Here is a 24,540-nt window from a genome sequence, read left to right on the forward strand (position 1 = left end):
TGAAGTCGTTGGTCGAGGTTGCCATCTTCATCCGGCGAGCGTCACCGTATGGCTCCCGGCGCGGCATCGTTTCTGAGGCTTCGCTAGGTCGCCAGACCCAAGCCTAGGAACCTAGCCGGCCTGCGTAGTTCGTGCAGTTGTTGTGGGATTCAGCCGTGAGGGGCTGAGTGAGCGATGTCCGCGAGCCCACATCGTCTCGTGTGATCGATGCCCATCGACTTCAGTCGGCGCTGCCCTATCCTCCACGCATGGGAATGTCAGGACTGCTTCGTGAGATCGCGGGTACATACAACGCCGACGCGGGTACGAAACGTGATGTTGTAGGGCAAATCGTTCTACGTGGGGTTGCAGGACGTGCCGACTTGGCGTTGCCACCCTCACTCTTTGCCAAGGGGTACGGCGGGCAGGCGAGTGCCGCTGCGACTCCCTGGATTGGTGTGTTCGATCCGGCGATCAATAGCAAGCCAGGGAAGGGGCTGTATCTCGCCTACATCTTCAGCGCCGACCTCAAGACCGTCTCGCTCACGTTGCAGCAAGGCATCACGCATCTGGAGGACCGCCTCGGTAGGGGGCAGGCGCGACAGGACCACCTTCGGCGACAGGCGGAACGGCTCCGGCGGGCCTTGGCTAGGCAGAGGCCAGCTGGCTGGATTGATGAACCCGCACTGCGGCACCACGCCGATCGGCCACGAGCCTATGAGGCCGCCAGTGTCATCGCGCGCAGTTACGAGCTAGTCGAACTCCCGGACGATGGGGTCCTTGGTGGCGATCTGGAGTATGCCGCTGAGCTACTCAAGCAGACTGCCATCGCGCAGGAGGCGTGGTACTTCAGCGACGGAGATGGTGCGCTTGAGGTGAACTTCGCACCGGACGGTCATGGTGTACATGAGGACCCTCTGGCGGGATTTCATCCGAAGGACAGCTCGGACTACGTTGCCAACATCGCTGCGCGACAGCAAGTGAAGAAGCGTCACCATGAGGCGCTGATCGATTCGTTCGGCCATCACGCGGTTGCGCGAGGGTACACCCCGACCACACATTTGATGCACCCTAAGGATCTTGTCCTTCATCGCACGTCAGAGGAACGGACTCCCACGGACGAGTGGCTGGTAGAAGCGAAGGTTGTGCGCTCCAACAACCCAACGGAGGCTGTGCGGCAAGTTGTTGGCCAACTCTTCGAGTACAGCCACTTTCTCTATCGCGAGCGGGAGCGGAAAGAGCCTCACCTCATAGGGCTGTTCACCCAAGATATCGGCGTCTACTCGGGCTACCTGGAAAGCAAGGGAATCGCCTCTGTCTGGCGATCGGACGGTGGATGGGACGGGTCGCCGTTGGCTGCCCGGTGGGACATGACGGGATGACGCCCGAGTAGTTCCGCGCCTCAGCACCCTCCATCTCCCGGAAGGCAGCCGCGACCAGTCGGCGGATGGAGGGTGTCGAGCAAGGGACGTACGCCTAACCCGCCCCGTGGCACTCCCCGTACGTCTCCCCCGACCCGCACCAGCACGCCGCGTTGCGGGCCGGGGGCCAGGACGTGGCGCGGCCGCGGGCGGCCAGGGTGGTGGCGTACTGGGGGAGCAGGGTGGGGTCCGAGGGGGAAGCGGCCTCGGAGGCGGCGAAGGCCTCGTAGGAGGGGACCGTGCCCGTCACGATGCCCAGGTTCGGGGTGCCCGTGGTGGAGAGTTCGCGCAGGGAGGACTCCAGTTGGGCGAGGTGGGCCTCGCGGGAGGGGTACTCGGTGCGGAGGTCGGGGTACGCCGTGAGGAGTTCGGCCAGTTCCGCGGCTGGCCAGTGCAGGACCGCGACCGGGAACGGGCGGGAGAGGGCCGAGCGGTACGAGCCCAACTCGGCGCGCAGGCGGGCGATCTCGGCCTGGAGTTCGGCCGGGTTGTCGGAGCCGAGCGCCCAGAGGCGTTTGGGGTCGTGGAGTTCGTCGAGGGGGACGGACGTCTTGTTCACCTGGTCGCCGAGGGCGTCCCAGTCGTCGTGCTCCAGGCCCAGCAGCCGGCGCAGGCGGTGGCGGCCGAGGAGGAGGGAGCCGGCGGAGTACGGGACTTCCTCGCCCGGGGTCAGGAGCAGGTTGAGGGCCGTGGTGTAGGAGTCGTGGGCCGCTTCGAGTTCGTCGTGGGCCTCCAGTGTCTCCGCCACGATCTCCCACGGCGCCGGCTCCAGCGGTTCGGCGATGCGCAGGCCTTCGATGATCGCGCGGGCCTCGGCCTCGTGGCCGTACTCCCACAGGTTCGCGGCCTTCAGCGCCTTCACCAGGTGGGGGTGGTCCGGGGCGCCGGTGAGGAGGTCGTCGTAGAGGCCGGTGGCGCGGGCGCGGGCGCCGGCCAGTTCCAGGTGGGCGGCGGCCTGGAGGAGCAGGGGCTCGCGGTCCTCGGGGTACTGGGCCGCTGTGCGCAGCAGGCGCTCGGCTTCAGTGGTGTGGTCGGCAGGGATGTCGGGGCGCATGGTCCACACCGTACTGCTGTACGGCGGTCGGGGCGGAGGGTGTTCGGACAGTTACGGGGACCGCCTCCGTACGCTCAGCTCCGCGCCGCCGGCCGGTCCCGCAGTGCCAGTACGAGCGCCGCGCCCAGCACCGTCACCCCCGCCGACACCAGGAGCGCCAGGTCCGTGCCGTGCTCCGGGGTGCCCGCCGATGTCACCACCGCGATCATCAGCGCGACTCCCGCCGACGAGCCGGTGTACCGGGCCGTGTTGTTCGCGCCCGAGCCCATCGCCGCGCGTTCCTGCGGGACGGACTCGACCGACAGGCGGGGCAGCACGGTGTTCAGCAGCCCGCTGCCCACGCCCGCGACGAGGAGGCCCGGCACCAGCCGCCCCCACGATCCCGCGCCCACCGCGCCGAGCATCGACAGGGTGCCCGCCGCGTGCAGGGCGAAGCCCAGTACCAGTTGGTGGCGGGCGCTCACGCGGCCCGCGAGGCGCCGGGCCTGGAAGGAGACCAGGAAGGCCGTGCCCGACCAGAGCAGGAACAGCCACGCGGTGTTCATCGGGGAGATGCCGAGCGTCCGCTGGAGCAGCGCGGGCAGGTAGCTGAACAGCCCGATCACCGCCAGCCCCGTGAACAGCGCGCCCAGGGTGGCTGCTTGGAACGGCCGCCGGGCGAGCAGCCCCGGATCGATCAGTGGGGCGTCGGCCCGCCGTTCCACCGCGGCGAAGACGCCGGTCAGTACGGCGGCGGCCACCAGCAGCAGGACGACGGGCGTACGCAGCCATCCGTCGCGGCCCAGCGTCAGCGCGCTCAGCAGCGCGGCCATGGCCAGACCGAGCAGGAGCGCGCCCGCCAGGTCGGGGCGCCCGCCGCGTGGTGCGCGGGATTCGGCGAGCGTACGGAAGGCGAGGGCCGCGATGACGAGGGAGGCCGCGGCGAGTACGGCGTACGGCTGCTGCCAGCCGTACGTACCCAGAGCCCCGGCGAGCAGCGGCCCGGTGGCGATTCCCGCGCTGACGAACGCTCCCCAGACGCCGGTGGCCCTGATGCGACCCGGCCCGGCCGGGAAGGCGTGCACGAGCAGTCCGAGGCTGCTGGCGATGATCGCGGCGGTGGAGGCGCCCTGTGCGATCCGGGCGAGGGTGAAGGTGAGGGTCGAGTCGGCGAGCGTGCCGAGTCCGGTGGTGAGCGCGAGGCCGAGGGTGCCCGCGAGGAAGACCCGGCGGCGGCCGTAGTCGTCGGCGAGGCTGCCCGCGACGAGCAGGAGGGCCGCGAGGCCGAGCGGAGCGCCGTTCAGGAGCCAGGCCTGGGCCGATATCGCGGTGCCGAAGTCGGCGGTCAGGTCGGGGAGTGTGGGGATCGGGACGGTGTAGTTCATGAGCGCGACGGTGGTGGCCGCGCTGGTGGCGGCGAGTGTGGCCGCGGCGGGTCCGGCGGTGCGGGAGGTGGTGGGGCTCGCGGCGACGGGTGTCGGGGGTGTTACGGGCATGGCGGGTGGGCACCTTTCAAGGTTCGGTGAATGAACTCAACGGCGTCGCGCCGACCGTAGCACGGTGAGTTCAGTCATTGAACCTTTGTTTTGTTAAGGTGGGGCCATGGCCCTCGGCAAGGACTACTCCACCCAGCAGTGCTCGATCGCCAGCGCGCTGGAGGTCGTCGGCGAACGCTGGACGCTGCTCGTCGTACGCGACGCCTTCTACGGAGTGCGCCGCTACAACGACTTCCTCAGCCACCTCGGCATGCCCCGCGCCGTCCTCGCCACCCGCCTCAAGAGCCTGGAGCAGGCCGGCATCCTCACGAAGCGGCGCTATCAGCAGTCGCCGCCCCGCGACGAGTACGTCCTGACCGAGCGCGGCATCGCGCTCTGGCCCACCCTGCGCTCCCTCGGCCTCTGGGGTCGCGAACACGTCGAAGGCGGCCCCCCGCTGCGCGTGTTCACGCACGCCGCCTGCGGGACCGAACTGGGCTCCTACGGTCAGTGCCCGGCCTGCGGCACGGCCGTACCGCCGCGCGACGTGGCGATGCGGCCGGGACCCGGGCTCGATCCGGACCCGGACAATCCGGTGAGCCGGGCGCTGCTCGCGCCCCGACGGCTGCTTCAGCCTCTCGAAACGGATCGTGTATAACGGCTGGAGGGCTCGGTAGGGTCCAAGAGGGCTGACAGGACCAGCGGCACGACACCGAGGGAGGGGGCAAGCCATGAACCGACGCGCCGCCCCGCTGTTCTTCCTGCTCTTCGGCCTCGTCCAGCTCCTGCTCGTCGACGCCGGCAGCCTCTCCGCCGCCGTCGCCCTCGCCGCCACCGCCGCGGCCTCCACCGCGTTCGCCGCCTCCGCCGTCATCTCGGCCCGGTGCGCCCCCGCCGTACCGCCCACCCGGGTCCGTACGGCCATCCGCGACCGCGAGCAACGAACAGCCTTCCTGCCGCAGCGAGATCCCGACGCGCGAGGCCGCACCAGGCCCCGAGCCCCCGGTCGTCCCGTCCTGACGACCGCGTAGGGCCTCCTTCGCCGTATCTCGTTCACCGAGCGATCGACTCCCACGCGGGTCGTCATGCCGAGCCGCGCCGTGCCGTACCACCGGCGCCGCGCCTCCCATCCGGCACGACGAGACCCTCGGAGGGCTCACCCATGTCCGTCTTCCTGTCCGGCTTCGCCTCCCTGGTCGGGCACTTCGCCGACCTGCTCCAGCCGCTCTTCCAGGGCGGTGCGACCGCCGCGGCGATCATCCTCTTCACCGCCTGCGTACGGCTCGCCGTCCACCCGCTCTCGCGGGCGGCGGCCCGTGGCCAGAAGGCCCGCACCAAGCTCGCGCCGCAGATCGCCGCACTGCGCGAGAAGCACTCCAAGAACCCCGAACGCCTCCAGAAGGCGGTCATGGAGCTGCACAAGAAGGAGCAGGTCTCGCCGCTCGCGGGCTGCCTGCCGAGCCTGCTCCAGATCCCCGCGTTCTTCCTGATGTACCACCTCTTCTCCAGCCGGGAGATCGGCGGCGAGCCGAACGAACTGCTCGGCCACTCCCTGGGCGCCGCGCCGCTCGGCGACCGCTGGAAGGACGCGCTCGCGGACGGCGGGATCTTCGGGGGAGCGGGCCTGGTGTACGTCGCGCTCTTCGCGGTCGTCGTGGCCGTCGCCACCTTCAACTACCGGCGTACGAAGCGGCAGATGGCGGCCATGCCGATGCCAGCGGCCGGCGCGGAGGGTCAGCGGATGCCCGGCATGGGGGCCATGACCAAGCTGATGCCGTTGCTGTCCTTCGCGACGCTCATCACGGTGGGGGTGGTGCCGCTGGCCGCCGCGCTGTACGTCGTGACAAGCACCACCTGGACCGCCGTCGAACGGGCCTTCCTCTACCGGGACGTCCCGGCGGCGGGGGCGTTGGCCACCGCCGCGTAACGGTCCGCGCGATCCGCCGGGGTCCAGGGTGTGAACGGGGCCTTGCGGAGTGATCGGATGTCTTGGAGGATCGGCCAATCCGCCGATGGCCGCAACCCATCGGCGGAGGCCCCGCTCGACCAGGTCGATCCGCTCGACCAGAGGGAGAACAGACCATGAAGCTGCTGCGTGTCGGTACGGCGGGTGCGGAGCGCCCCGCGCTGCTCGACCAGGACGGAACCCTCAGGGACCTGTCCGCACTGGTCACGGACATCGACGGCGCGCTGCTCGCCGACGAGGCCGCACTGGACCGGATACGGGCCGCCGCCGCGTCCGGCGAACTGCCCGTCGTGGACACCGCCGGGCTGCGCACCGGGCCGCCGGTCGGCCGGATCGGCAAGATCGTGTGCATCGGGCTGAACTACCACGACCACGCACGCGAGACGGGCGCGGACATCCCGTCCGAGCCGATCATCTTCTTCAAGGCCCCGGACACCGTGGTCGGCCCGGACGACACCGTCCTCGTACCGCGCAAGAGCGTCAAGACGGACTGGGAGGTGGAACTGGCCGTCGTCATCGGCCGCACCGCCCGCTACCTGGACTCCGCCGAGCAGGCCCTGGCGCACGTCGCGGGCTACGCCGTCTCCCACGACGTCTCCGAGCGCGAGTTCCAGATCGAGCGCGGCGGCCAGTGGGACAAGGGCAAGAACTGCGAGACGTTCAACCCGCTCGGCCCGTGGCTCGTGACCGCCGACGAGGTGCCGGACCCGCAGGCGCTGTCGCTCACGCTGTCCGTCAACGGGGAGCGCAAGCAGAACGGGACGACGGCCGAGCAGATCTTCCCGGTGGCCGAAGTGGTGCGCTACGTCAGCCAGTTCATGACGCTCTACCCCGGCGACGTCATCAACACCGGTACGCCGGCGGGTGTGGCGCTGGGGCAGCCGGAGCCCAAGCCGTACCTGCGGGCGGGCGACGTCGTCGAGCTGGAGATCGCGGGACTGGGGCGGCAGCGCCAGGAACTCAAGGACGCCTGAACGCGTAACCCGCCTGCCCGAGACATGATGTGACGGTGAGCCGGCCAGGGTCGGACCGACGAGAGGGAGCCCACCGATGGTCATGGAGCGACGGACCGTCGACTTCTGGTTCGACCCCGCCTGCCCGCTCAGCCGGATCACCGCGTCGTGGATCGTCGCCGTCGCCGAACAGCGCCCGATCGACATCCGGTGGCGCGTGATGAGCCTGTCGATTCTGAACGAGGGCAAGGACGTCGACCCCGAGGGCGACGAGGAGGGCTACCTCTGGATTCCCGCCCGCGTCTGCGCCGCGATCCAGACGGCGCACGGGCACGCGGCGCTCGGCAGGTTCTACGACGCCCTGTGGACAGCGGAAGACGGCGGGCGGCGTGAGTGGATCGGTGACATCGCCGAGGCCCTGAGCGGCGCGGAGTTGCCGGGGGAGCTGGCCGGGGCGGGCCTGTCCACCGACCACGACGCGGCACTGCGCGCCTCGCACGGCGAAGCCATGAGTCTCGTCGTCGGGGAGGTGGGTACGCCGGTCCTCGCCGTCACCCACCCCTGCGGGGCGCGGCACGCGTTCTTCGGTCCCGTCATCACCGAAGCACCGGCACCCGACGACGCGTTGCGGCTGTGGGACGGCACGCTCCTCGTCGCGAGTGTGCCGGGCTTCCGCGAGATCAAGACCTGACGGCGCGTCAGCCCCCGTGGCCGGGAGACATCCGCTCCAGCGTGCGCTCCAGGGCCTGTACCACCAGCGCGTGGTCCGCCTCCTGCGGGAGCCCCGAGACCGTTACGGTGCCGACAACTCCCGCTCCCTGCACCGTGATCGGGAACGAGCCGCCGTGCGCCGCGTACCGGTCCGGGTCCAGGCGCGAGGAGTCCTCGAACGTACTGTCCTTGGCGCGGAAGCGGGCACCGACCAGGAACGAACTCGCGCCGTACCGCTCGACCACCCGCCGCTTGCGGTCGATCCAGGCGTCGTTGTCAGCCGACGAGCCCGGCAGCGCGCAGTGGAACAACTGCTGCCCGCCCCGGCGGATGTCGATCGCGACCGGCGCCGCGCGCTCGCGCGCCAGCTCGACCAGCAGACCGCCGAGCGCCCAGGCGTCGTCGTACGTGAAGTGCGGCAGGACCAACCGGGCTTCCTGCGCCTCCAGTTCGGCCACCGTCGGCAGCGCGTGGTCACGGGCCGCACGAGCCGTACGAGGCGCACGGGCCGCCGTCATGACGAGACCTCGATCGCGACCGCGACACCCTCGCGGGCGGAACGGCGCGCCGCCTCCAGGACGTCCAGCGCCGCGGCTGCCTCGTGTGCGGTCACCGGCGGCGCCGTACCCTCGCGCAGCGCACGCGCGACCCCCGCGTAGAACGCCGGATAGTCACCGGGCGTGCTCTCCACCGGGTGGCCACCACCCGTCGCCGGAGACTCACCGGCCCCGAGCCGGCCCCACAGCGCCTCCGGCTCCACACCCCAATTGCCGCCCGCCTCCGGGGTGTTGGGCCGCTTGCCGTCGCGCAGATCGGCCTCCTGGGGGTCCAGGCCGTACTTCACATAGCCCGCCTTCGAGCCCAGCACCCTAAAACGCGGGCCGAGTTGGGCCGTCGTGGCGCTGACGTACAGATGCGAGCGGACACCACTCGCGTGCGTGAGCGCGATGAACGTGTCGTCGTCGGCCGCGGCACCGGGCCTGCGCACGTCGGACTCCGCGTACACCAGCGCCGCCGGACCGAACAGCACCAGCGCCTGGTCCACGACATGGCTGCCCAGGTCGTACAGCAGCCCTCCGATCTCTTCGGGCACCCCCGACTCGCGCCAGCCGCCCTTGGTCTCCGGTCGCCACCGCTCGAACCGCGACTCGAAGCGCTGTACGTCGCCCAGTTCGCCGCCCGCGACGAGGCGGGCCAGAGTCAGGAAGTCGTTGTCCCAGCGGCGGTTCTGGAAGACCGAGAGCAGCAGGCCCCGCTCCTCGGCGAGAGCGGCCAGATCGCGTGCCTCGGCGGCGGTGCCGGCGATCGGCTTGTCGACGACGACCGGCAGGCCCGCCTTCAGGGCGGCCGTCGCGATCGGGACGTGCGTCTTGTTCGGCGACGCGATCACGACCAGATCCAGCTCGCCGGCCCGCTCCCACAGCTCGTCCGGCGACACCGCGAAGCGGACGTCGGGGAACTCGGCGCGCGCCTGCGTCTGGCGCTCCGGGTTCGAGGTGACGACCGTGTCGAGGACGAGATCCTCGGTCGCGGAGATCAGCGGGGCGTGGAAGACGGAGCCCGCGAGGCCGTAGCCCACGAGTGCGACGCGCAGAGGGGTGCCGGTGCCAGTCATGCGTTCCACTTAAGCAACGGTGTTGCCATAGTGCAAGCGCGCGGAACAATGACACTGTGGCCAACAACGGCGAGAGCGGAAGCGGGGGTGCGTGTGCGCACGCGGGCGTATCGGAGGGCGTATCAGGGGGCGTACCGGCGGGCATCCGTACCGGCGTGAACCCGATCCCGCACACCGGTGCGAATCTGCCCTCGCTGCGCAGCCACAACTCCGCGCTGGTGCTGGACCTCCTCCGTACGGCGGGGGAGGGCGGCATCAGCCGCCTGGAACTCGCCGAGTCCACCGGCCTCACCCCACAGGCGGTCAGCAAGATCACGGCCAGGCTCCGCGCGGAGGGCCTGGCGGCCGGCGCCGGCCAACGGGCGTCCACCGGCGGCAAACCGCGGACCGTGCTGTGTCTGGTCCCCTCCGCCGCGCACGCCGTGGGCCTGCATCTGGACCGCGACGAGCTGACGGCCGTCGTGGTGGACCTGGCGGGCACACCGGTCGCGGTCCGTACGGCGCCGTTCGACCTGGGCGCCGGGGCGGCCGAGGTCGTCGAGACCGCGGCCGGGCAGGTGGAGTCGGTACGGGCGGAGGCGCAGCGCCGCGTGGGGAGCCCCGGCGGGGGGCGTTCCGGCGGGGAACGCTCTGGCGGGGGGCGCTCCGACGCGGCGAGTCCCGGCGCGGGAAGTCCCGGCACGGGAGACTTTGGCGTGGGGAGCCCCGGCGCGGGAGGTCCCGGCAGCCTGCTCGGCGTCGGTGTCGCCATGCCCGGCCCGCTCGACCACACCGCCGGAGTGCTCCGGCGCGTCACCGGCTTCCCCCAGTGGGACGGCTTCCCGCTGCGCGACGCGCTCGCCGCGCGCCTCGGCCTGCCCGTCGTCCTCGACAAGGACACGAACGCCGCCGCCCTCGGCCTCGCGCTGCGCGGGCCCGGCGACTCGTTCGCGTATCTCCACCTCGGTACGGGCCTGGGCGCCGGCCTCGTACTCGGCGGCGCCCTCTACCGGGGCGAGCGCACCGGCGCGGGCGAGTTCGGGCACCAGGTCATCCAGCTCGACGGGCCGCCGTGCGACTGCGGGAACCGCGGCTGCATCGAGGCGCTGTGCATGGCCGCCGTCGCACGCGGCGACCTGGCGGAGGCCGCGCGGGTGCTCGGAGCCGGGGCGGCGAACCTCGTCGGGCTGCTCGACATCGACCGGGTGCTGCTCGGTGGCCGGGCCGTGGCCGCCGCGGAGGAACGCTTCGTCACGGGAGTCGGAGCCGTACTCGCGGAGCGCGCCCGTGGACCCGTCGTCCCGGTGAGCGTGGCCGAGGGCGGTGCGCACCCGGTCGCGGAGGGCGCGGCGCAGCTGGTCCTGGCGCCGGTGTTCGGCCACGCGCGGGTCTTCGGGCGGGGGCCGGGGGCGGGGCGCGGGTAGGGGCGCGGGCAGGGCCTGTCCGGGCGGCCCGTCGGTCGGCTCGGCGGGGCTATTGGGGCGCATTCGTGGGATTTTCGGACTGGCGGTGGACGTGGCTGCACGTACGGCCGACCCGCCCGTGGCAGCGTCGGGGCTCCATGGCGTCCATGTCCGAGCAAAGGCCACCCCCATGCGATCCATGCGACTGCGCCCCGCCCTCGTCACCGGAATCCTCGGAGCCGTCGGAGCTGTCGGTCTGACCGTCGGCACGGTCGTGCCCACCGTGCTGCCCGCGACGACCGCGTCCGCGTCCGCCTCCGTGCCGTCGGACGTGGACGCGGGCTCCGACGACGCGGGCTCCGACGACGCGGGCTCCGGCCCCGGAGCCGACCGGCAGCCGAGCTGCGGCAAGGCGTCGGACCCGGACTTCCCCATCGACACGCGCATCCACGGTGGCCCGGACGAGTACCGCCCCGGCGGCCCGCCGCGGCTCTGGTCCATCGATCTCAGCAACAGCACCGGCGAGGCCTGCCACAACATCCACCCGGTCATCGTCCTCACCGACCGGCACCGGTCCCTCACCGCGGACCAGGTCCGGCTCCAACTCACCGACGACAAGGGCCAATGGCGGACCATGTCGCTGGCGAAGTCGGACCAGGACGAGACCATCGCCGTCCTTGAAGGCGGCTTCCCCGGCTTCGCCGTCCCGGCCCGGCAGACCGTCACCGTACGGGCGAGGCTGGCCTTCACGGCCGCGGCCGAGACCAACAAGGTCGTGGCGAACGCGGCGACGGTGCAGCGGCGCGGCGGTGACGGCGACTGGGTGGGGGAGTCGAACGACTACCGCTTCTCCGTACGCGGCAAGGCAGCGCACCCCGACACGGGCACGGACACGGACACCGGCGCCGGGGCCGGGGACCGTACCCCCACCCCCACCCCCAACTCCGAAGGCCGCAAGGACTCTTCGCCTCCTCTCGGCATCGGCGCACTCGCCGACACCGGTTCCGGCTCCCTCGCCGCCCCCGCGATCGCCGCCGGAGTGCTCGTCCTGTCCGGTGCCGCCCTGGTCGTCGGCGTTCGCCTCCTGCGCAACCGCCCCTGACGCTGTCTCGATCCTCGCGCGGGCGCAGCCAGGCGGCCCGGCGACCGGTACCCTCGTGCTCGTACTGGGCCTGAACGAAGCGATTCTGGAGTCCGACCATCCCCGCGACCCACGAAGTCGCGTGCGTGGTCCTCGATATCGCCATCTCTGCGGGTCCCTATGTGATCTACGGGTGGTGAGCGGGCGTGGCGGTGCACAGAGGTACGGGACACGGCCCGGCCCCGCCCCGAGCCACCTCCCGCTAGGAGATACGAGCCGTCATGCCCCGCAACTCCCTCAACTCCCCCAACTCCCGCACCCTTCGAAGTTGTCGCACGCCGCTCACGGCCGTCGCAGGCAGCCTCGTCCTGACCGCCTCGCTCACCGCGTGCGGCGGCGGCTCAGGCGCCTCCGACGAGCAGATCGTCACCGTCTACAGCGCCGACGGGCTCAAGGGGGTCAAGGACGACGGCTGGTACGACCAGGTCTTCGCCGACTTCGAGAAGGACACCGGCATCGAGGTCAAGTACGTGGAGGGCGCTTCCGGCGAGCTGGTGGACCGCGGGCTGCGCGAGAAGGACGACACCCGCGCCGATCTCATAGTGCTGCTGCCGCCGTACATCCAAAGGGCGGAGCGGAAGGGGCTGTTGGCGTCGTACGAGCCGAAGGGCTCCGACCGGGTGCACGGTGCGGTGAAGTCCGCCGACGACAGATGGACATCGGTCGTCAACAACTACTTCGGCTTCATATACAACAAGAAGGAACTGACGGACCCTCCGGCCACCTGGGAGGAGTTGCTGGACGCCAAGTACAAGGACAAGATCCAATACTCGACGCCCGGGTTCGCGGGCAACGGCACCGGCCTCCTCGTCAAGGCCATGAACGACTTCGGCGGCGAGAAGCCGGCGATGGACTACCTGCGGAAGCTCGAAGAGAACAACGTCGGTCCCACGCCCTCCACCTTCAAGCTCGCGGCCAAGGTCGACAAGGGCGAGCTACTCGTCGCGAACGGCGACGTACAGACCAACTTCGAGCAGTCCAAGAGCATGTCGAACCTCGCGATCTGGTTCCCGGCGAAGGAGGGCGGCAAGCCGACCACGTTCGCCATGTACTACGGCGCCGGCCTCATGGAGAACGCCCCGCACAGCGACAACGGCAAGAAGCTGCTCGACTACCTGCTGACCGAGAAGGCACAGCAGCAGGTCAGCGGCATCGGCGGCGGCTTCCCCGCCCGTACGGACGTCAGGCCCACCGACGAGAACGCCATCGAACTGGCGAAACTGATCGACGGAGTCACGCTCTTCGAGCCCAACTGGCAGAAGATCGAACCCGGCCTCGACGACTACGTCGACACATGGAAGACCGCCACCGGCAACTGATCAGCTGGGGTCGCCGAGCGGCATGGAGCGTGCCCGCGGCACGATCAGGATCAAACGCGGTCAACGAGGTCCGCGATGGAGTCCACGACGTTGGTCGGGCGGAACGGGTAGCGCTCTATGTCCGACTTGCCCGTCACCCCTGTGAGCACCAGGAAAGTCTCCATACCGGCCTCAAGCCCGGCCAGGACATCGGTATCCATGCGGTCGCCGATCATGGCGGAGGTCTCCGAGTGCGCTCCGATGGCGTTCAGTCCAGTGCGCATCATCAGAGGGTTCGGCTTGCCAACGAAGTAAGGGTCCTTGCCGGTGGCCTTGGTGATCAGCGCGGCGACCGCCCCTGTGGCGGGCAATGCCCCCTCGGCCGACGGTCCGGTCTCGTCGGGGTTGGTGGCGATGAAGCGGCCCCCGTTGTTGATCAGGCGGACGGCCTTGGTCATCGCCTCGAATGAGTAGGTCCTCGTCTCGCCGAGGATCACAAAATCAGGGTCGTGGTCGGTGAGGACGTAGCCGATGTCATGCAGGGCCGTGGTCAGACCCGCTTCGCCGATGACGTAGGCGGTGCCACCGGGGTGCTGATTGTCCAAAAACTTCGCGGTCGCCAGGGCCGAGGTCCAGAGGCTCTCGGTCGGCACGTCCAGGCCCATCCGGGCGAGCCTGGCGTGCAGGTCCCGGGCTGTGTAGATCGAGTTGTTGGTGAGGACCAGGAAGGGCTTCCCGGACTCCTTGAGTCGCTTGAGGAAGGCGTCGGCACCGGGGATCGGGACGCCCTCGTGGATGAGGACACCGTCCATGTCGGTGAGCCAGGATTCGACCGGCTTGCGTTCTGTCATGGCCCTACCGTACCCAGCACCCCTTCTCAGGCGCCTTGACCTCAGGACGCGGGCCGGCGGGTGTGCGGACATGGAATCTCCCGGACAGCCGGGGGTATTCGCCGACAGCTGTGGACGACCCTCCGCCTTGCGACGCACCGCATCTGACGCCGTGCGCTGATCCACCGGGGATTACGGGACGGCCCTTGGGGGAGCCGGTCAGGCCTATCGAACGTCGGCTCCCCCGTAGCCGCCCGGAGCGACGGCCTCCGTGACAGCTTCCTTCGGGCCGTCATCCGGGCCGGCGCCCTTCTCGTCATCCAGGACCTTCGGAACCCAGCGCAGGGTGAGGAGGCCGAGGATGAGGTGGAGGAGGCCGGCGACGACGGCGACGACCCGAAGACCGGTGACGAAGGCGTCCTTCGCCTGGCCGATCACCGCAGGCGCGAGACCGGGAAGGCCGAGCGTCTCGCCGAAGGTACCCGCGAGGTCAGGACCCCGCAGGCGGAAGATGAGGACGGACAGCGAGCCGAGGAGCGCGATACCGAGAGCGTTGCCGATCTCATTGCTGGTCTCGGCGATCGCGGCCGCGGATCCGGCCCGCTCGGGGGGAACCGCGGCGACGGCGGTCTCGGCGACGAGGCTGAACGAGATGCCGTAGCCGACACCGGCGAGAACCGTGGACGCGATGTACCAGCCCACCCCGCCGGAGGACGCGATGGGCAGCAACAGGAGCAGACCGGCGGCGATGAAGGTGTGACACGTGATGAGCGCCGACCGCTTGCCCACGCGCGTGACCAGCATGGGCGTCACGATGCACGTGACGGTGAGAAGCAGGGCCCCGGGGATGGAGAGGAGCGCGGCGCGCAGGACGGAGACCCCCAGAACGGACTGGAGGTAGACCCCCGACAGATAGGCGGTCGCCGACCACGCGGCGAGCGGCAGAAGCCCGGTGATGATCGCGATGGTGAAGACCCGGTCCCGGAACAGGCTGAAGTCGATCAGCGGATGCTCAACGGTGAGTTGCCGTCGGATGAACAGCGCCAGGATGACCGCGCCGGCAAGCCCCACAATCACGAGGGTCGCCGAGAACCCCTCCGCGGCCATGTGCTTGATGGCGTAGACGGTCATCAGGAGGCCGGCCACGGACTGTACGACGCTCAGGACGTCGATACGGCGGCCCGTCCGCGAGGCTTGCACCTCACGGAGCAGGAACGGGGCCAGAACCAGGAACAACACGAGAACCGGAAGGTTGACCAGGAAGACCGAACCCCACCAGAAATAGCTCAGCAGCTGCCCACCGACAGCCGGCCCGATCGCGAACCCGGCGGCGAAGGCGGCGGCGAAGATACCGATCGCCTGAGCCCGCTGCCGCGGCTCGACGAACAGTTCGCCGAGGACCGCGAGCGCCGAGGGCAGCAGCGTCGCTCCGGCCAGGCCCATGAGCCCCCGGAAGGTGATGAGCATTTCCGGGCTTGTCGCGAACGCCGCCCCCAGCGAGGCGAGACCGAACAGCGTCACACCGATCATCAGCAGCTTCAGCCGACCGTACCGGTCACCGAGGCCGCCGAAGGTGATGAGCAGGGAACCCACGACGAATCCGTAGACGTCCAGCGTCCACAGCGCCTGGCCGGCGGTCGGCGAGAGGGCTTCCGCGACCTTCGGCATGGCAAGGAACAGCACCGAGCCGTCCATCGCGACCAACAGAACCGGGCCGAGAATCACCACGAGGCCCAGCCACGCCCGCAGACCGGGCTTGTGAGTATCAGCAGTTTCATTCATACGCACGAGCGTCGGGCTCCCCAGGACGGACACCCAGCCCCACACCATGGGTACATCCCACAGGGATACCCTGACTCCGAGGTGCCCCTCCTACACTCGAAGCCATGGAAGTGGAAAGCCTCGGAACGTTCCTCAAGGCCCGCCGAGCTCGGGTCACACCGGCTCACGTCGGACTCCGCACCTTCGGCAGCGCCCGCCGCGTGCCTGGTCTGCGACGCGAGGAGCTGTCCCAACTCGCCGGGGTGAGTGTCGGCTACTACACCCGGCTGGAGCAGGACCAGGCCGGCACCGCCTCCCCACAGGTCCTCAACGCGCTCGCCCGTATCCTCAGGCTTGACTCCGCGGAGACCGACCACCTGCACAACCTCGCGCTCCGGCGGGCGGCACCGCGCATGGTCCGTCATCAGCGGGAACAGCTGCATCCGCGGGTACTCGCGCTTCTGGCGTCACTGGGCCAGATCACCCCGGCCATCGTCCTCGGCCGCCGGGGTGACGTACTGGCGTGGAACAGCACCGGGCACGCCCTCATCGCGGAACACGTCGACTTCAACGCGCCACAGGACGCCGTGCGAAGACCTTCCATTCCACGGATGTTCTTCCTGGACTCCCATACCCGTGCCCTGCACGAGAACTGGGACGAACTGGCCCGCATCCATGTGGCCTTCCTGCGGTTCACCGCAGGCCGATACCCCAGGGATCGCCGTCTGGCCGAACTCATCGGTGAACTCGTCATGCGCAGCGACGACTTCGCCGAACTGTGGGCCACCGGCGATGTCGCCGAATGCACCGTGGGGACCATGAATCTGCGACACCCGACCGTTGGCAGGGTCAACGTCGACTACCAGGTGTGGCTCCAACCCGACAGCCACGACCACCGGTTGGAGATCTACACCGCCAACGACGACGCCTCCGCCGACGCGCTGCGCCTGCTGTCACGGCAGGGCGCTGACCAGCACTTCCCCGAGGCCGCGCCCTCAGCGGCACGCTGAGGGCCCGGCTGATGAAAGCGCCCCGGACAACTACCGGATGCGCGACCACGGCGGCTTCGCCTTCGCGAGAGGCCCTAGGGCGTGTTTCGAAAGTCCCGCCTGGCCGACGACGCCTGGCACGCGCACTCGCCGCGTTGTCGGAATCATCCAAGTACGCCCAGTACGAGAACGATCCTCCGCCTTGCGATCGCACGCACCGGACGCCGTCGGCCCCGCCCTTCGGGCGGACGGCGCTACTCTCGCAACACACCCTAGGGGCCTGCTCCAGGTCACGCTCGTGCCGGAGACCCTAAACGCCCGTCAGTAGTCGTCAGATCGTCGTCACCTGCTGGGGTGGCGGAGATCATCGGAAGGCGAGCCTGCTCGTGGCTGTCGATCAGATGCCCAACGCCGCGTGGCTGGCCGGCAATGTCGGATCACCCGCTCGCGTCCGTCTCCGATCTGTCCACGATCGTCGACTCGATCGCTGGTCTGGTGGATCTGATCTGACCGGATCTGACTGAATACTCGCTGGTCACAGCCGTCTACCGGGCTTTTCAGGGGCCGCTGCGGATGCGGGATCCGGCTGAACGCGTGAGGCTTCCTTTCATCAGGAGGTTCACGATGCGTTCAGGCTTGCTCGCTCTCCGTGCCGCTGGGGTGGTCGCCGCGATGGTGGCGGTCCCCGTTCTCGGTACCACCGCCGCCGACGCCCACGATTCCGTGAACGTGACGGTCACGCCGAACGCCGTCCGCCCCGGCGGCGAGGTGAAGATCAAGGTCACGGGCTGCGAGAACCCCAGCACCGCGGCGGCGCGGTCGGATGTCTTCGTCGCCGACTCCGAGCTGGCGGTCCGCCGCGGCGGTGACCGGAAGTCGCCGCTGCACGGCGAGGCGAAGGTCAAGTCGTCGGCCGAGGACGGCAGGTACGAGGTCGACGTCTGGTGCGACGGGCACGACCACCAGGGTGCCGTGGTCTTCGGGGTGGACCGCCACCCGAAGCCGAAACCCTCGGCGAAGCCCTCCACGAAGCCGAAGCCCAAGCCCTCGCCCACGGCCTCCGCCAGGCCCGAATCCAAGCCGAAGCCTGAATCCAAGCCGAAGCCTGAATCCAAGCCCGAGATCAAGCCCGAGACCAAGCCGAAGCCCGAATCCAAGCCCAAGCCGCCGACCCGGTCCCCCCAGCCCCAGCCCCACACCAGCCCGGGCGAGCAGTCCGCCTCGCCCGTCGCGCCGGTGCGGGCGGGTGGGGGTGGGCGGACGAACGTCGCCGCCGATGAGGCGGGCCCCAGTACCTCGCACACCGTGATCGGTCTCGTCCTCGCCGGTGTCGCCGCCGTGGCCGTGGCCTTCCGCAGCGCGCGCCGGAAGCGTTCCGCCGCGCGGGACTCCGACTGAGACGGCTTGAGATGTCCGACACCGACCGCCCGGCCGGATCCGGCCGCCTGCTGACCGGACTCGCCTTCGCCGGCCTGCTGCTCGGCCTCTGGGGCTGGGACCACGACGGCATCGCCGGCACCTCCGGGCCCATGACCGGCGATGTCGCCGCCGTCGGCCGCCCGACGGAGCAACGGCCGCCGGCCGCCCGCGACCCGCTGGAGCCCGCCGATCCGCGCCGCGTCGACGTCCCCTCCGTCGGGATACGGGCGCCCGTCGTCTCGCGCGGCCTCGACATCACGGGGGCGGTCGAGCCGCCGCCGTACGAAGAGCCGGGGACGGTCGGCTGGTACGGCAGCGGCGCCCGGCCCGGTGCCACGGGCACCGCGCTCTTCGTCGGCCATGTGGACACCCGGACCGAACCGGCCGTCTTCTACGGTCTGAGCGCGGCCCGGCCCGGTGAGAAGGTCCGGGTGACCAGGTCGGACGGGTCGGTCGCGGAGTTCACCATCGACGACGTGCGGGTCTACCCGCGGGAGAGGTTCGACGCGCGGAAGGTGTACGGTCCCCACGAGCCGGACCGCGCCGAACTGCGGCTGATCACCTGCGGCGGGACCTTCGACCCCAAGAGCCGTACGTACACGGCGAACGTGGTGGTCTCGGCGTACCTCACCGACGTGAAAGAGGCCCGCCACGATGGCTGAGCCGGCGCCTGAACAGGTCCGCGTGGCGCCCCGCTGTCACAGCTCGCACACGAAGGCGAACGGGCCGCGTTACGGCTCCGGCCCGTGTGCCAGGATGGATTCGACCGGTCTTGTCCGGGCAGGCGGGCGGCAGGCCAGGGCAGGAACGGAACGCCTGGGGGGCGGCTCCGACGAACGAACAGGGCACCGAGGGGGAGTGGATGTACGGCAGTAATTCCGGTCGCGACCGTCGCAATCTACGAGTGACGGCATGCGCGGCAGCCGCCGGAGCGGCGCTGCTCATCGCGGGCTGTTCCTCCGGCGGCGAGGACAAGGGCGAGAAGAACACGGCCCGGAGCCAGCAGCCCAAGGCGACCGACCCGTACTGGGTCAATCCCGACGGCAACGCGGCCAAGCAGGTCGCCGACTACACCAAGGACGGCGACGACAAGAACGCCGGCCTCATCAAGAAGATCTCCTCGCAGCCGGTCGGCGAGTGGATCGGCCCGGACAACCCCGAGGACGAGGCCCGTGGTTACGCGGAGGCCGCCGCCAAGGCCGACCGGGACGCGCTGCTGGTCCTCTACAACGTCCCGCACCGCGACTGCGGCCAGTTCTCCAAGGGCGGCGCCGCCGACGGCGACGCGTACCGGGACTGGGTCGACAAGGTCGCCAAGGGCATCGGCGACCGGCGGGCCACGGTCGTCCTGGAGCCGGACGCGCTGCTGCACCTGGTGGACGGGTGCACGCCCGAGGAGTTCCACGAGGAGCGGTACGACCTGCTGAAGGGCGCCATCGAACGGCTCAAGCAGCAGCCGGCCACCACGGTCTACCTGGACGCGGGCAACGCCGGCTGGCAGTCGCCCGACTCGCTCTTCGAACCGCTCCAGTGGGCGGGCATCGACAAGGCGGACGGCTTCTCGGTCAACGTGTCCAACTTCTTCCCGACCGAGGTGAGCCGGGAGTTCGGCAAGAAGCTGTCGGCGAAGGTCGGCGGCAAGCCGTTCGTGATCGACACCAGCCGCAACGGCAACGGCCCCTACACGGGGGGCGATCCCAGCGAGAACTGGTGCAACCCGCCGGGCCGCGCGCTCGGTGAGCCGCCGACCACGAAGACCGGCGACCCGCTGGTGAAGGCGTATCTGTGGATCAAGCGCCCGGGCGAGTCGGACGGCGACTGCAAGGGCGGGCCCAAGGCCGGCGCCTGGTATCCGGAGTACGCCCTGGAGTTGGCGCGCAACGCCAAGTAGGACGCGCGGCGGAACGGAGGGGCCCCCGGCAGCAGCCGGGGGCCCCTCCGTTTCCCGTACGTGTACGGCCTACGGCACCTCGACCCACACACCCTCGGACGGCGTGCCCTTGTCGTCCGTCACGAAGAGCAGGTACCAGCCGGCCGGGACCAGTGCCCGGTTCTTCGGCACGGTCACCTCGACCCCGTCCGCCGTCTTCTCCATGTCCAGCGCGATCGACCGCTGTTCGACGTCCGTGACGTGCGTGACGGCGCTCGGCCGCAGCAGCTTCGCCGACTTGAGCGACTTGGCGTCCTTCGTTTTGAAGACCCCGGACTCGCCGTGCTCGATGCGCTTGGGTCCGTCGGTCAGCGTCGGCTTGGCGTCCCGGTAGAGATACGGCGGGGTGTAGATCTCGATCCGCTGCTCGAAGACGCCCGGCTTGGTGTTCGCCTTGTCGGCGTAGAGCGAGTCGGAGCCGAAGATCATGACGCGGCCGTCGGGCAGCAGGAGCGAGCCCGAGTGGTAGTTGCGGCCGACCTTGGGATCGGCGACGCGGGTGTACTCGCCCGCCTTCGGGTCGTACATCCGCGCTTCGAGGACGTTGGAGCCGCTGCGGCCCCGGTAGTCCTCGGAGCCGCCCGTCACCAGGACCGAGTCGTCCGGCAGCAGCGACGCGCTGGGGTAGCGGGTGCCCTTGTCGAGCGAGGCGCCGTCCTTGAACTTCGGGTCGTTCTCCTTGAGGTCGACCAGCCGGGACTTCTCGCTGGACTTCTCGGACTCGCCGACGCCACCGCCGCCGATGACCATGAACTTCTGGTCCTGCGCGGGCGGCAGCATGACGGTCGCCGACGTCTCCATCGTGTCCGCGTCGCTCAGGCCGGGGATCTTGTCGAACTTGTTTGTCTCCAGGTCCCAGATGCCGGGCTTGCGGCCGACGTCGGCGGGGCCGTATCCGGCGTTGGAACCGCTGTAGAACAGCTTGCCGTTGTCCATCAGGAAGATCGCCGGGTAGGTGGGGAACTTCCGGACGATGCCGGTGTACTCCCACTCCTTGGTCTCCGGGTCGTAGATCTCGTCCTTGCCGGGGACGATCTGCCCGATCTCGTCCAGGCCCGACAGCGCGAGAACCTTGCCGTCCTTGAGTGTCGTGAGCGTGGGATACCAGCGGGCCTCGTTCATCGGGTCCACTTTGATGTACTTCTCGGCGATCGGGTCGAACTCGAAGGCGTCCTTGATGCCTTGGAAGTCCTTCTTGTCGAGCGCGAGCTTCTGCGCGATGCCGTAGACATTGCGGGCGTCGGCGCCCTTCATGCCCTGCACCCGGTAGTTGTCCTCGGTGCCGGTCTCGTACTTCTTGCCGGACTTCCTGGCCTCGACGTAGATACGGCCCAGACCGGGCTCGGTGCGCAGGAAGGCCCCGGTCGCCGGGTCGAACACCTTCTTCGCCTTCTCGACCAGCACCGGGTCCTTGGACTCGAAGGTCTTGCCGTTCTCCTTCCCGGTGAACATCGTGCCCGCCGGGAGCGTCATCGGCTTGTCGGGGTCCTCGTTGTGGACCACCATCAGCCCGCCCGCCTTGGTGGCGTCGCCCTTGAGCTTCTCGTACCGCTTCGTGCCGCCCGCCACCAGCAGCTTGCCGTCGGGCAGTTGGGTGTGCCCGGAGCAGAACATGTCCTTGGGCGTCGGGATCATCTTGAAGTCGTTCGTCGCCGGGTCCCAGAGGATCGACTCGAACTTGTTCGCGTCGAAGTTCTTCTGGTTGTTGCCCGACCCGGCTATCAGCAGCACTTTGCCGGTGTGCAGCAGCGATGCGTGAATTGAATTGATCTTGAATTTCGACGGGACGTCGAGAAAGTCCCAGTGGCCGTTCGCGGCCTTGTAGTCGGGTCGGTTGATCTTGTAGTCGTGGTACTGCTCCGAACCGAACCGCCACATCGCCGGCCCGTTCATCCCGGCCACCACGACGACCACCGCCGCGCCTATCGCGAGGCGACGGGCTCGGTTCCTGCGGTGGTTCGGCCGGACGGGAAGCGCACTCATTGCTTAGGTCCCCCAAGGGAAATCTGGACGGTCTGGTCGAGTGCCCCGGGGGGCGTCTGCGGTGTCGGCGAGGGCTGTTCAGATGCCCGCGGCGGTGTCTGCGGTGCCTGCGGCGGCGCGGGCGGCGACTGGCCCGGCGGCCCGTGCTTCCCGCGCTTCTTCTTCTCCGCGCGCATGCCCAGGCGCCAGACGATGATCGGTGACGCCGTGATCAGCAGTGCCAGCGAAGCCCAGATGATCATCGCCGGGTGGTCGTGCCCGAAGTAGAAGGACGAGCCCAGCGATCCGGCGAAGACGAGGATGAAGAACAGATGGATCCGGAACGTCCCGAACAGCGTGTCCGGACTGGACGAGTCACCCTTGGGCGTCACCACGAAGCTGCTCTTGCGGCGCAGTACGGCATCGAGCAGCGAGCGCGCGTAGATCGGCGCGGAGAGCGCGGACATCGCCATGCCGGCGAGACCGCCGGACCCCTCGGGCTCGTGCGGTGAGACGTTGTGCCGCCGGTTCCAGATGTAGAGGCCGATCTGGAGGGCCGACGCGTTGCCGTACAGCATCATCCAGATCGCCGGGTCGATCTGCACACCCGAGGCGCCCATGCCCAGGAACAGGGCGCAACTCAGCGCCGCCAGGATCCAGTTGAGCGCCGACATCGGGTAGAAGATGATCATCATCGTGTAGTTGAAGAGCTTGCCGGGCGGCAGGGTGGTGAAGCCCCGCCAGTACTGCTTGAGGATCGTCTCGTACGTGCCCCTCGACCAGCGCAGCTGCTGGGTGAAGAAGTCCGTCCAGGCGGTCGGGCCCTCACCGACGGCGAGCACGTCCGGGGTGTACACGGAGCGCCACTTGTTGCCCGTCGCCGGATTCTTGGCGCGGTGCATCTCGAAGCCCGTCGCCATGTCCTCGGTGATCGAGTCGTACAGCCCGCCGATCTGCTTGAGCGCCGAGATCCGTACGGCGTTGCTCGTGCCGACGAACATGGGCGAGCCGTAGCGGTTGCCCGCGCGCTGGATCAGGGCGTGGAAGAGGAACTGCTGCGACTCGGCCGCCTTGGTGACGAACGTGTCGTAGTTGCCGTACACCTGCGGGCCGATGACAAAGCCGACGTCCGGGTCGCGGAAGTAACCGAGCATCCGCTCCAGGTAGTTGGCCATCGGGATGTGGTCGGTGTCGACGGACGCGAAGAAGTCGTAGTCGTCGCCGTGCGCGTCGAGCCAGGCGTTGTAGTTGCCGTGCTTGGTCTTGGCGCGGTGCGCGCCCTTGGCCTGGTTCCACTTCGCGACGCCCTTGCGGGAGAAGTGGTGCACACCCAGCCGGGCGCAGACCTCCTTGACGGCGGGGTCGTCGCCCTCGTCGAGGAGCCAGACGTGCATCAGCCCGCGGTGCCGGATCTTGACCGCGGCCTCCAGTGTCTTCGTCACCATTTCGAGGGGCTCCTTGCCCGGTACGAAGGAGGTGAGGAAGGCGACGCGGGTGCCGCTCGCGGGTACGACGGGGACGGGGTCACGTGCCACCAGCGTCGCGTGCGCGTTGGACAGCACGTTCATCGTGCGGAACAGCTCGATCAGTCCGATCGAGACGAGCATCACGATGTCGAGGACGAGCAGTGTGTCGTTCTTCAGGTTCGGGTCGCGCTCGGTCCAGTGCTGCGGCTGCATCAGCCAGGCGAAGAGGCCGAGGGAGAGCAGCGGGGCGGCGCCGAGCAGCAGGGCGGCCCGGATCCGGTGCGGCTCCTGCGAGAGCAGTGAGCGGTACTGCACCTTGTACGGCTTGTCCGGGGCGGGCTGGGTGAGCGGCCCGGCGAGCCGGCTGTAGTGCTCGTAGTCGTACTTGGGCAGTTCGGTCTTCGGCCGCAGCCGGGCCCTGGCGTTCCTGAGCTGCGAGGGAACCCGAAGCTGAGTGGTCCGGGACGCGTCGTTGTTCGGCCGCTCGCCGTTCGGCGTCGACGTCATCAGTCATCCTCCCGCACGCATGCTGGCTGCGTGATTGGTCGGTCGGTTCGTCCGGAGAGGGCCCTCGCTGACCACTCGTCCCGAACGTGTCGGTGGCGGGCCGCCCGGTGGTTGCCCGCCCGGTCGCCCCGCCGTCAGTACAGACACACATCGGGAGCTTCCGGTTGCATGATGCCGTTTGCGGCATCAGCCCATGAACGGGACCCCCACCCCGCTCGGTATGCAAACCGGAGCAAACCCTTCAGGTGCCCCAACTGCGAGAAACACGTTCTGCGTTGGACCCGTCGGCTTCGGGACAGGTTCTACGACCTCAGCCTTGATCGCAAGAGTGAAACATACTACTTGCGTGTCATATGTCCTCATTGGGGGTCTGTTGGCGGCTGGAGCTGTGGCCGGACTGTGAAGTTACGGCGAAGGCCGCCCGCCCGCGCGGAGTGGCGACGCGAAACGAGCGAGGCCCCTTCGCATATCGCGAAGGGGCCTCTGCCATGCGTGCGCCGCCAGGGACTCGAACCCCGGACCCGCTGATTAAGAGTCAGCTGCTCTAACCAACTGAGCTAGCGGCGCCTGCTGACCTGGAGAACTCTACCCGACGCCCCGGAGTGCTCCCAACCATTTGCCGACCGATGCGGCCTGTCGGATGGTCGTTTTTTACCTTTGATCCGTCAAAATGTGATTAGTCATGATCATTGACATCTGACG

21 protein-coding genes and 1 tRNA gene are annotated in these 24,540 nt (G+C 69.3%); 13 read left to right on the forward strand and 9 right to left on the reverse strand.

Annotation, left to right across the window (positions count from 1 at the left end; all coding sequences use genetic code 11):
• Nucleotides 1–167: 167 nt before the first annotated feature.
• Nucleotides 168–1,361, forward strand: coding sequence for an MrcB family domain-containing protein (locus OG700_RS26150; protein ID WP_405617567.1), 1,194 nt, complete (start codon nucleotides 168–170; stop codon nucleotides 1,359–1,361).
• Nucleotides 1,362–1,455: 94 nt separating this feature from the next.
• Here OG700_RS26150 and OG700_RS26155 read toward each other — a convergent pair whose 3' ends face one another.
• Together OG700_RS26155 and OG700_RS26160 are read right to left on the reverse strand one after the other, a co-directional pair.
• Nucleotides 1,456–2,454 carry an SEC-C metal-binding domain-containing protein gene (locus tag OG700_RS26155; RefSeq protein WP_405617569.1) on the reverse strand — a complete coding sequence of 333 codons (999 nt, stop codon included), beginning with the start codon at nucleotides 2,452–2,454 and terminating at the stop codon, nucleotides 1,456–1,458.
• A gap of 74 nt (nucleotides 2,455–2,528) precedes the next feature.
• On the reverse strand, nucleotides 2,529–3,929 hold the full coding sequence (locus tag OG700_RS26160; RefSeq protein ID WP_405617571.1) for an MFS transporter: 1,401 nt from the start codon (nucleotides 3,927–3,929) through the stop codon (nucleotides 2,529–2,531).
• A gap of 106 nt (nucleotides 3,930–4,035) precedes the next feature.
• Between OG700_RS26160 and OG700_RS26165 the strand changes: the two genes are divergently transcribed.
• The 5 genes from OG700_RS26165 to OG700_RS26185 all read left to right on the forward strand — a co-directional run bounded on the left by OG700_RS26165 (nucleotide 4,036) and on the right by OG700_RS26185 (nucleotide 7,518).
• Nucleotides 4,036–4,566: a winged helix-turn-helix transcriptional regulator gene (locus OG700_RS26165; protein ID WP_405617573.1), complete on the forward strand. Its 531-nt coding sequence runs from the start codon at nucleotides 4,036–4,038 to the stop codon at nucleotides 4,564–4,566.
• Between the two features lie 73 nt (nucleotides 4,567–4,639).
• Nucleotides 4,640–4,939, forward strand: coding sequence for a DUF6412 domain-containing protein (locus OG700_RS26170; protein ID WP_405617575.1), 300 nt, complete (start codon nucleotides 4,640–4,642; stop codon nucleotides 4,937–4,939).
• A 131-nt stretch (nucleotides 4,940–5,070) separates the two neighbouring features.
• Nucleotides 5,071–5,835: a YidC/Oxa1 family membrane protein insertase gene (locus OG700_RS26175; RefSeq protein ID WP_405617577.1), complete on the forward strand. Its 765-nt coding sequence runs from the start codon at nucleotides 5,071–5,073 to the stop codon at nucleotides 5,833–5,835.
• A gap of 155 nt (nucleotides 5,836–5,990) precedes the next feature.
• A complete protein-coding gene (locus OG700_RS26180; protein ID WP_405617579.1) occupies nucleotides 5,991–6,848 on the forward strand; it encodes a fumarylacetoacetate hydrolase family protein in 858 nt (285 codons plus the stop codon).
• Between the two features lie 76 nt (nucleotides 6,849–6,924).
• A complete protein-coding gene (locus tag OG700_RS26185) occupies nucleotides 6,925–7,518 on the forward strand; it encodes a disulfide bond formation protein DsbA (protein WP_405617581.1) in 594 nt (197 codons plus the stop codon).
• Nucleotides 7,519–7,525: 7 nt separating this feature from the next.
• Here the strand turns inward: OG700_RS26185 and OG700_RS26190 are convergent, their stop codons facing one another.
• Together OG700_RS26190 and OG700_RS26195 are read right to left on the reverse strand one after the other, a co-directional pair.
• A complete protein-coding gene (locus tag OG700_RS26190; protein WP_405617583.1) occupies nucleotides 7,526–8,056 on the reverse strand; it encodes a heme-degrading domain-containing protein in 531 nt (176 codons plus the stop codon).
• Nucleotides 8,053–9,153: a Gfo/Idh/MocA family oxidoreductase gene (locus OG700_RS26195; RefSeq protein ID WP_405621985.1), complete on the reverse strand. Its 1,101-nt coding sequence runs from the start codon at nucleotides 9,151–9,153 to the stop codon at nucleotides 8,053–8,055. Before OG700_RS26195 ends, OG700_RS26190 begins: the two co-directional genes overlap by 4 nt.
• Before the next feature lie 155 nt (nucleotides 9,154–9,308).
• Between OG700_RS26195 and OG700_RS26200 the strand changes: the two genes are divergently transcribed.
• From OG700_RS26200 to OG700_RS26210, 3 genes are all read left to right on the forward strand, one after another.
• Complete coding sequence (locus tag OG700_RS26200; protein ID WP_405621987.1) at nucleotides 9,309–10,556, forward strand: ROK family protein; 1,248 nt, start codon at nucleotides 9,309–9,311, stop codon at nucleotides 10,554–10,556.
• A gap of 169 nt (nucleotides 10,557–10,725) precedes the next feature.
• Nucleotides 10,726–11,637 carry a hypothetical protein gene (locus OG700_RS26205; RefSeq protein WP_405617585.1) on the forward strand — a complete coding sequence of 304 codons (912 nt, stop codon included), beginning with the start codon at nucleotides 10,726–10,728 and terminating at the stop codon, nucleotides 11,635–11,637.
• A 260-nt stretch (nucleotides 11,638–11,897) separates the two neighbouring features.
• The gene (locus tag OG700_RS26210) at nucleotides 11,898–12,995 is read left to right on the forward strand and encodes a 2-aminoethylphosphonate ABC transporter substrate-binding protein (RefSeq protein ID WP_405617587.1); all 1,098 of its coding nucleotides are present in this window, start codon (nucleotides 11,898–11,900) and stop codon (nucleotides 12,993–12,995) included.
• A gap of 50 nt (nucleotides 12,996–13,045) precedes the next feature.
• On the opposite strand, the gene OG700_RS26215 is transcribed toward OG700_RS26210, so the two are convergent.
• Nucleotides 13,046–13,825, reverse strand: coding sequence for an HAD-IIA family hydrolase (locus OG700_RS26215; protein WP_405617589.1), 780 nt, complete (start codon nucleotides 13,823–13,825; stop codon nucleotides 13,046–13,048).
• A gap of 204 nt (nucleotides 13,826–14,029) precedes the next feature.
• The gene (locus OG700_RS26220) at nucleotides 14,030–15,586 is read right to left on the reverse strand and encodes an MFS transporter (RefSeq protein ID WP_405617591.1); all 1,557 of its coding nucleotides are present in this window, start codon (nucleotides 15,584–15,586) and stop codon (nucleotides 14,030–14,032) included.
• Nucleotides 15,587–15,690: 104 nt separating this feature from the next.
• Here OG700_RS26220 and OG700_RS26225 point away from each other — a divergent pair, with 104 nt between their 5' ends.
• The 4 genes from OG700_RS26225 to OG700_RS26240 all read left to right on the forward strand — a co-directional run bounded on the left by OG700_RS26225 (nucleotide 15,691) and on the right by OG700_RS26240 (nucleotide 19,864).
• Nucleotides 15,691–16,575, forward strand: a complete 885-nt coding sequence (locus tag OG700_RS26225) for a helix-turn-helix transcriptional regulator (RefSeq protein ID WP_405617593.1) — start codon at nucleotides 15,691–15,693, stop codon at nucleotides 16,573–16,575.
• 603 nt (nucleotides 16,576–17,178) lie between these two features.
• Nucleotides 17,179–17,952, forward strand: coding sequence for a hypothetical protein (locus OG700_RS26230; protein ID WP_405617595.1), 774 nt, complete (start codon nucleotides 17,179–17,181; stop codon nucleotides 17,950–17,952).
• Between the two features lie 11 nt (nucleotides 17,953–17,963).
• A complete protein-coding gene (locus OG700_RS26235) occupies nucleotides 17,964–18,635 on the forward strand; it encodes a class F sortase (protein WP_405617597.1) in 672 nt (223 codons plus the stop codon).
• Nucleotides 18,636–18,835: 200 nt separating this feature from the next.
• Complete coding sequence (locus OG700_RS26240) at nucleotides 18,836–19,864, forward strand: glycoside hydrolase family 6 protein (RefSeq protein WP_405617599.1); 1,029 nt, start codon at nucleotides 18,836–18,838, stop codon at nucleotides 19,862–19,864.
• 69 nt (nucleotides 19,865–19,933) lie between these two features.
• On the opposite strand, the gene OG700_RS26245 is transcribed toward OG700_RS26240, so the two are convergent.
• From OG700_RS26245 to OG700_RS26255, 3 genes are all read right to left on the reverse strand, one after another.
• Nucleotides 19,934–21,886 (reverse strand): galactose oxidase-like domain-containing protein, encoded by a 1,953-nt coding sequence (locus tag OG700_RS26245; RefSeq protein WP_405617601.1) that lies wholly within the window; start codon nucleotides 21,884–21,886, stop codon nucleotides 19,934–19,936.
• Nucleotides 21,883–23,838, reverse strand: a complete 1,956-nt coding sequence (locus OG700_RS26250; RefSeq protein ID WP_405617603.1) for a glycosyltransferase family 2 protein — start codon at nucleotides 23,836–23,838, stop codon at nucleotides 21,883–21,885. Before OG700_RS26250 ends, OG700_RS26245 begins: the two co-directional genes overlap by 4 nt.
• A gap of 493 nt (nucleotides 23,839–24,331) precedes the next feature.
• A tRNA-Lys gene (locus OG700_RS26255) sits at nucleotides 24,332–24,405 on the reverse strand.
• Nucleotides 24,406–24,540: the final 135 nt, after the last annotated feature.

This window comes from Streptomyces sp. NBC_01508, assembly GCF_045040315.1.
In the GTDB taxonomy this organism is placed as follows: domain Bacteria; phylum Actinomycetota; class Actinomycetes; order Streptomycetales; family Streptomycetaceae; genus Streptomyces.

Bases quoted from the DNA above. Each gene is read 5' to 3' on its own strand.
- OG700_RS26155 (WP_405617569.1), bottom strand. From the start codon at position 2,454: ATGCGCCCCGACATCCCTGCCGACCACACCACTGAAGCCGAGCGCCTG.
- OG700_RS26160 (WP_405617571.1), bottom strand. From the start codon at position 3,929: ATGCCCGTAACACCCCCGACACCCGTCGCCGCGAGCCCCACCACCTCC.
- OG700_RS26165 (WP_405617573.1), top strand. From the start codon at position 4,036: ATGGCCCTCGGCAAGGACTACTCCACCCAGCAGTGCTCGATCGCCAGC.
- OG700_RS26170 (WP_405617575.1), top strand. From the start codon at position 4,640: ATGAACCGACGCGCCGCCCCGCTGTTCTTCCTGCTCTTCGGCCTCGTC.
- OG700_RS26175 (WP_405617577.1), top strand. From the start codon at position 5,071: ATGTCCGTCTTCCTGTCCGGCTTCGCCTCCCTGGTCGGGCACTTCGCC.
- OG700_RS26180 (WP_405617579.1), top strand. From the start codon at position 5,991: ATGAAGCTGCTGCGTGTCGGTACGGCGGGTGCGGAGCGCCCCGCGCTG.
- OG700_RS26185 (WP_405617581.1), top strand. From the start codon at position 6,925: ATGGTCATGGAGCGACGGACCGTCGACTTCTGGTTCGACCCCGCCTGC.
- OG700_RS26190 (WP_405617583.1), bottom strand. From the start codon at position 8,056: ATGACGGCGGCCCGTGCGCCTCGTACGGCTCGTGCGGCCCGTGACCAC.
- OG700_RS26195 (WP_405621985.1), bottom strand. From the start codon at position 9,153: ATGACTGGCACCGGCACCCCTCTGCGCGTCGCACTCGTGGGCTACGGC.
- OG700_RS26205 (WP_405617585.1), top strand. From the start codon at position 10,726: ATGCGATCCATGCGACTGCGCCCCGCCCTCGTCACCGGAATCCTCGGA.
- OG700_RS26210 (WP_405617587.1), top strand. From the start codon at position 11,898: ATGCCCCGCAACTCCCTCAACTCCCCCAACTCCCGCACCCTTCGAAGT.
- OG700_RS26215 (WP_405617589.1), bottom strand. From the start codon at position 13,825: ATGACAGAACGCAAGCCGGTCGAATCCTGGCTCACCGACATGGACGGT.
- OG700_RS26220 (WP_405617591.1), bottom strand. From the start codon at position 15,586: ATGAATGAAACTGCTGATACTCACAAGCCCGGTCTGCGGGCGTGGCTG.
- OG700_RS26225 (WP_405617593.1), top strand. From the start codon at position 15,691: ATGGAAGTGGAAAGCCTCGGAACGTTCCTCAAGGCCCGCCGAGCTCGG.
- OG700_RS26230 (WP_405617595.1), top strand. From the start codon at position 17,179: ATGCGTTCAGGCTTGCTCGCTCTCCGTGCCGCTGGGGTGGTCGCCGCG.
- OG700_RS26235 (WP_405617597.1), top strand. From the start codon at position 17,964: ATGTCCGACACCGACCGCCCGGCCGGATCCGGCCGCCTGCTGACCGGA.
- OG700_RS26240 (WP_405617599.1), top strand. From the start codon at position 18,836: ATGTACGGCAGTAATTCCGGTCGCGACCGTCGCAATCTACGAGTGACG.
- OG700_RS26245 (WP_405617601.1), bottom strand. From the start codon at position 21,886: ATGAGTGCGCTTCCCGTCCGGCCGAACCACCGCAGGAACCGAGCCCGT.
- OG700_RS26250 (WP_405617603.1), bottom strand. From the start codon at position 23,838: ATGACGTCGACGCCGAACGGCGAGCGGCCGAACAACGACGCGTCCCGG.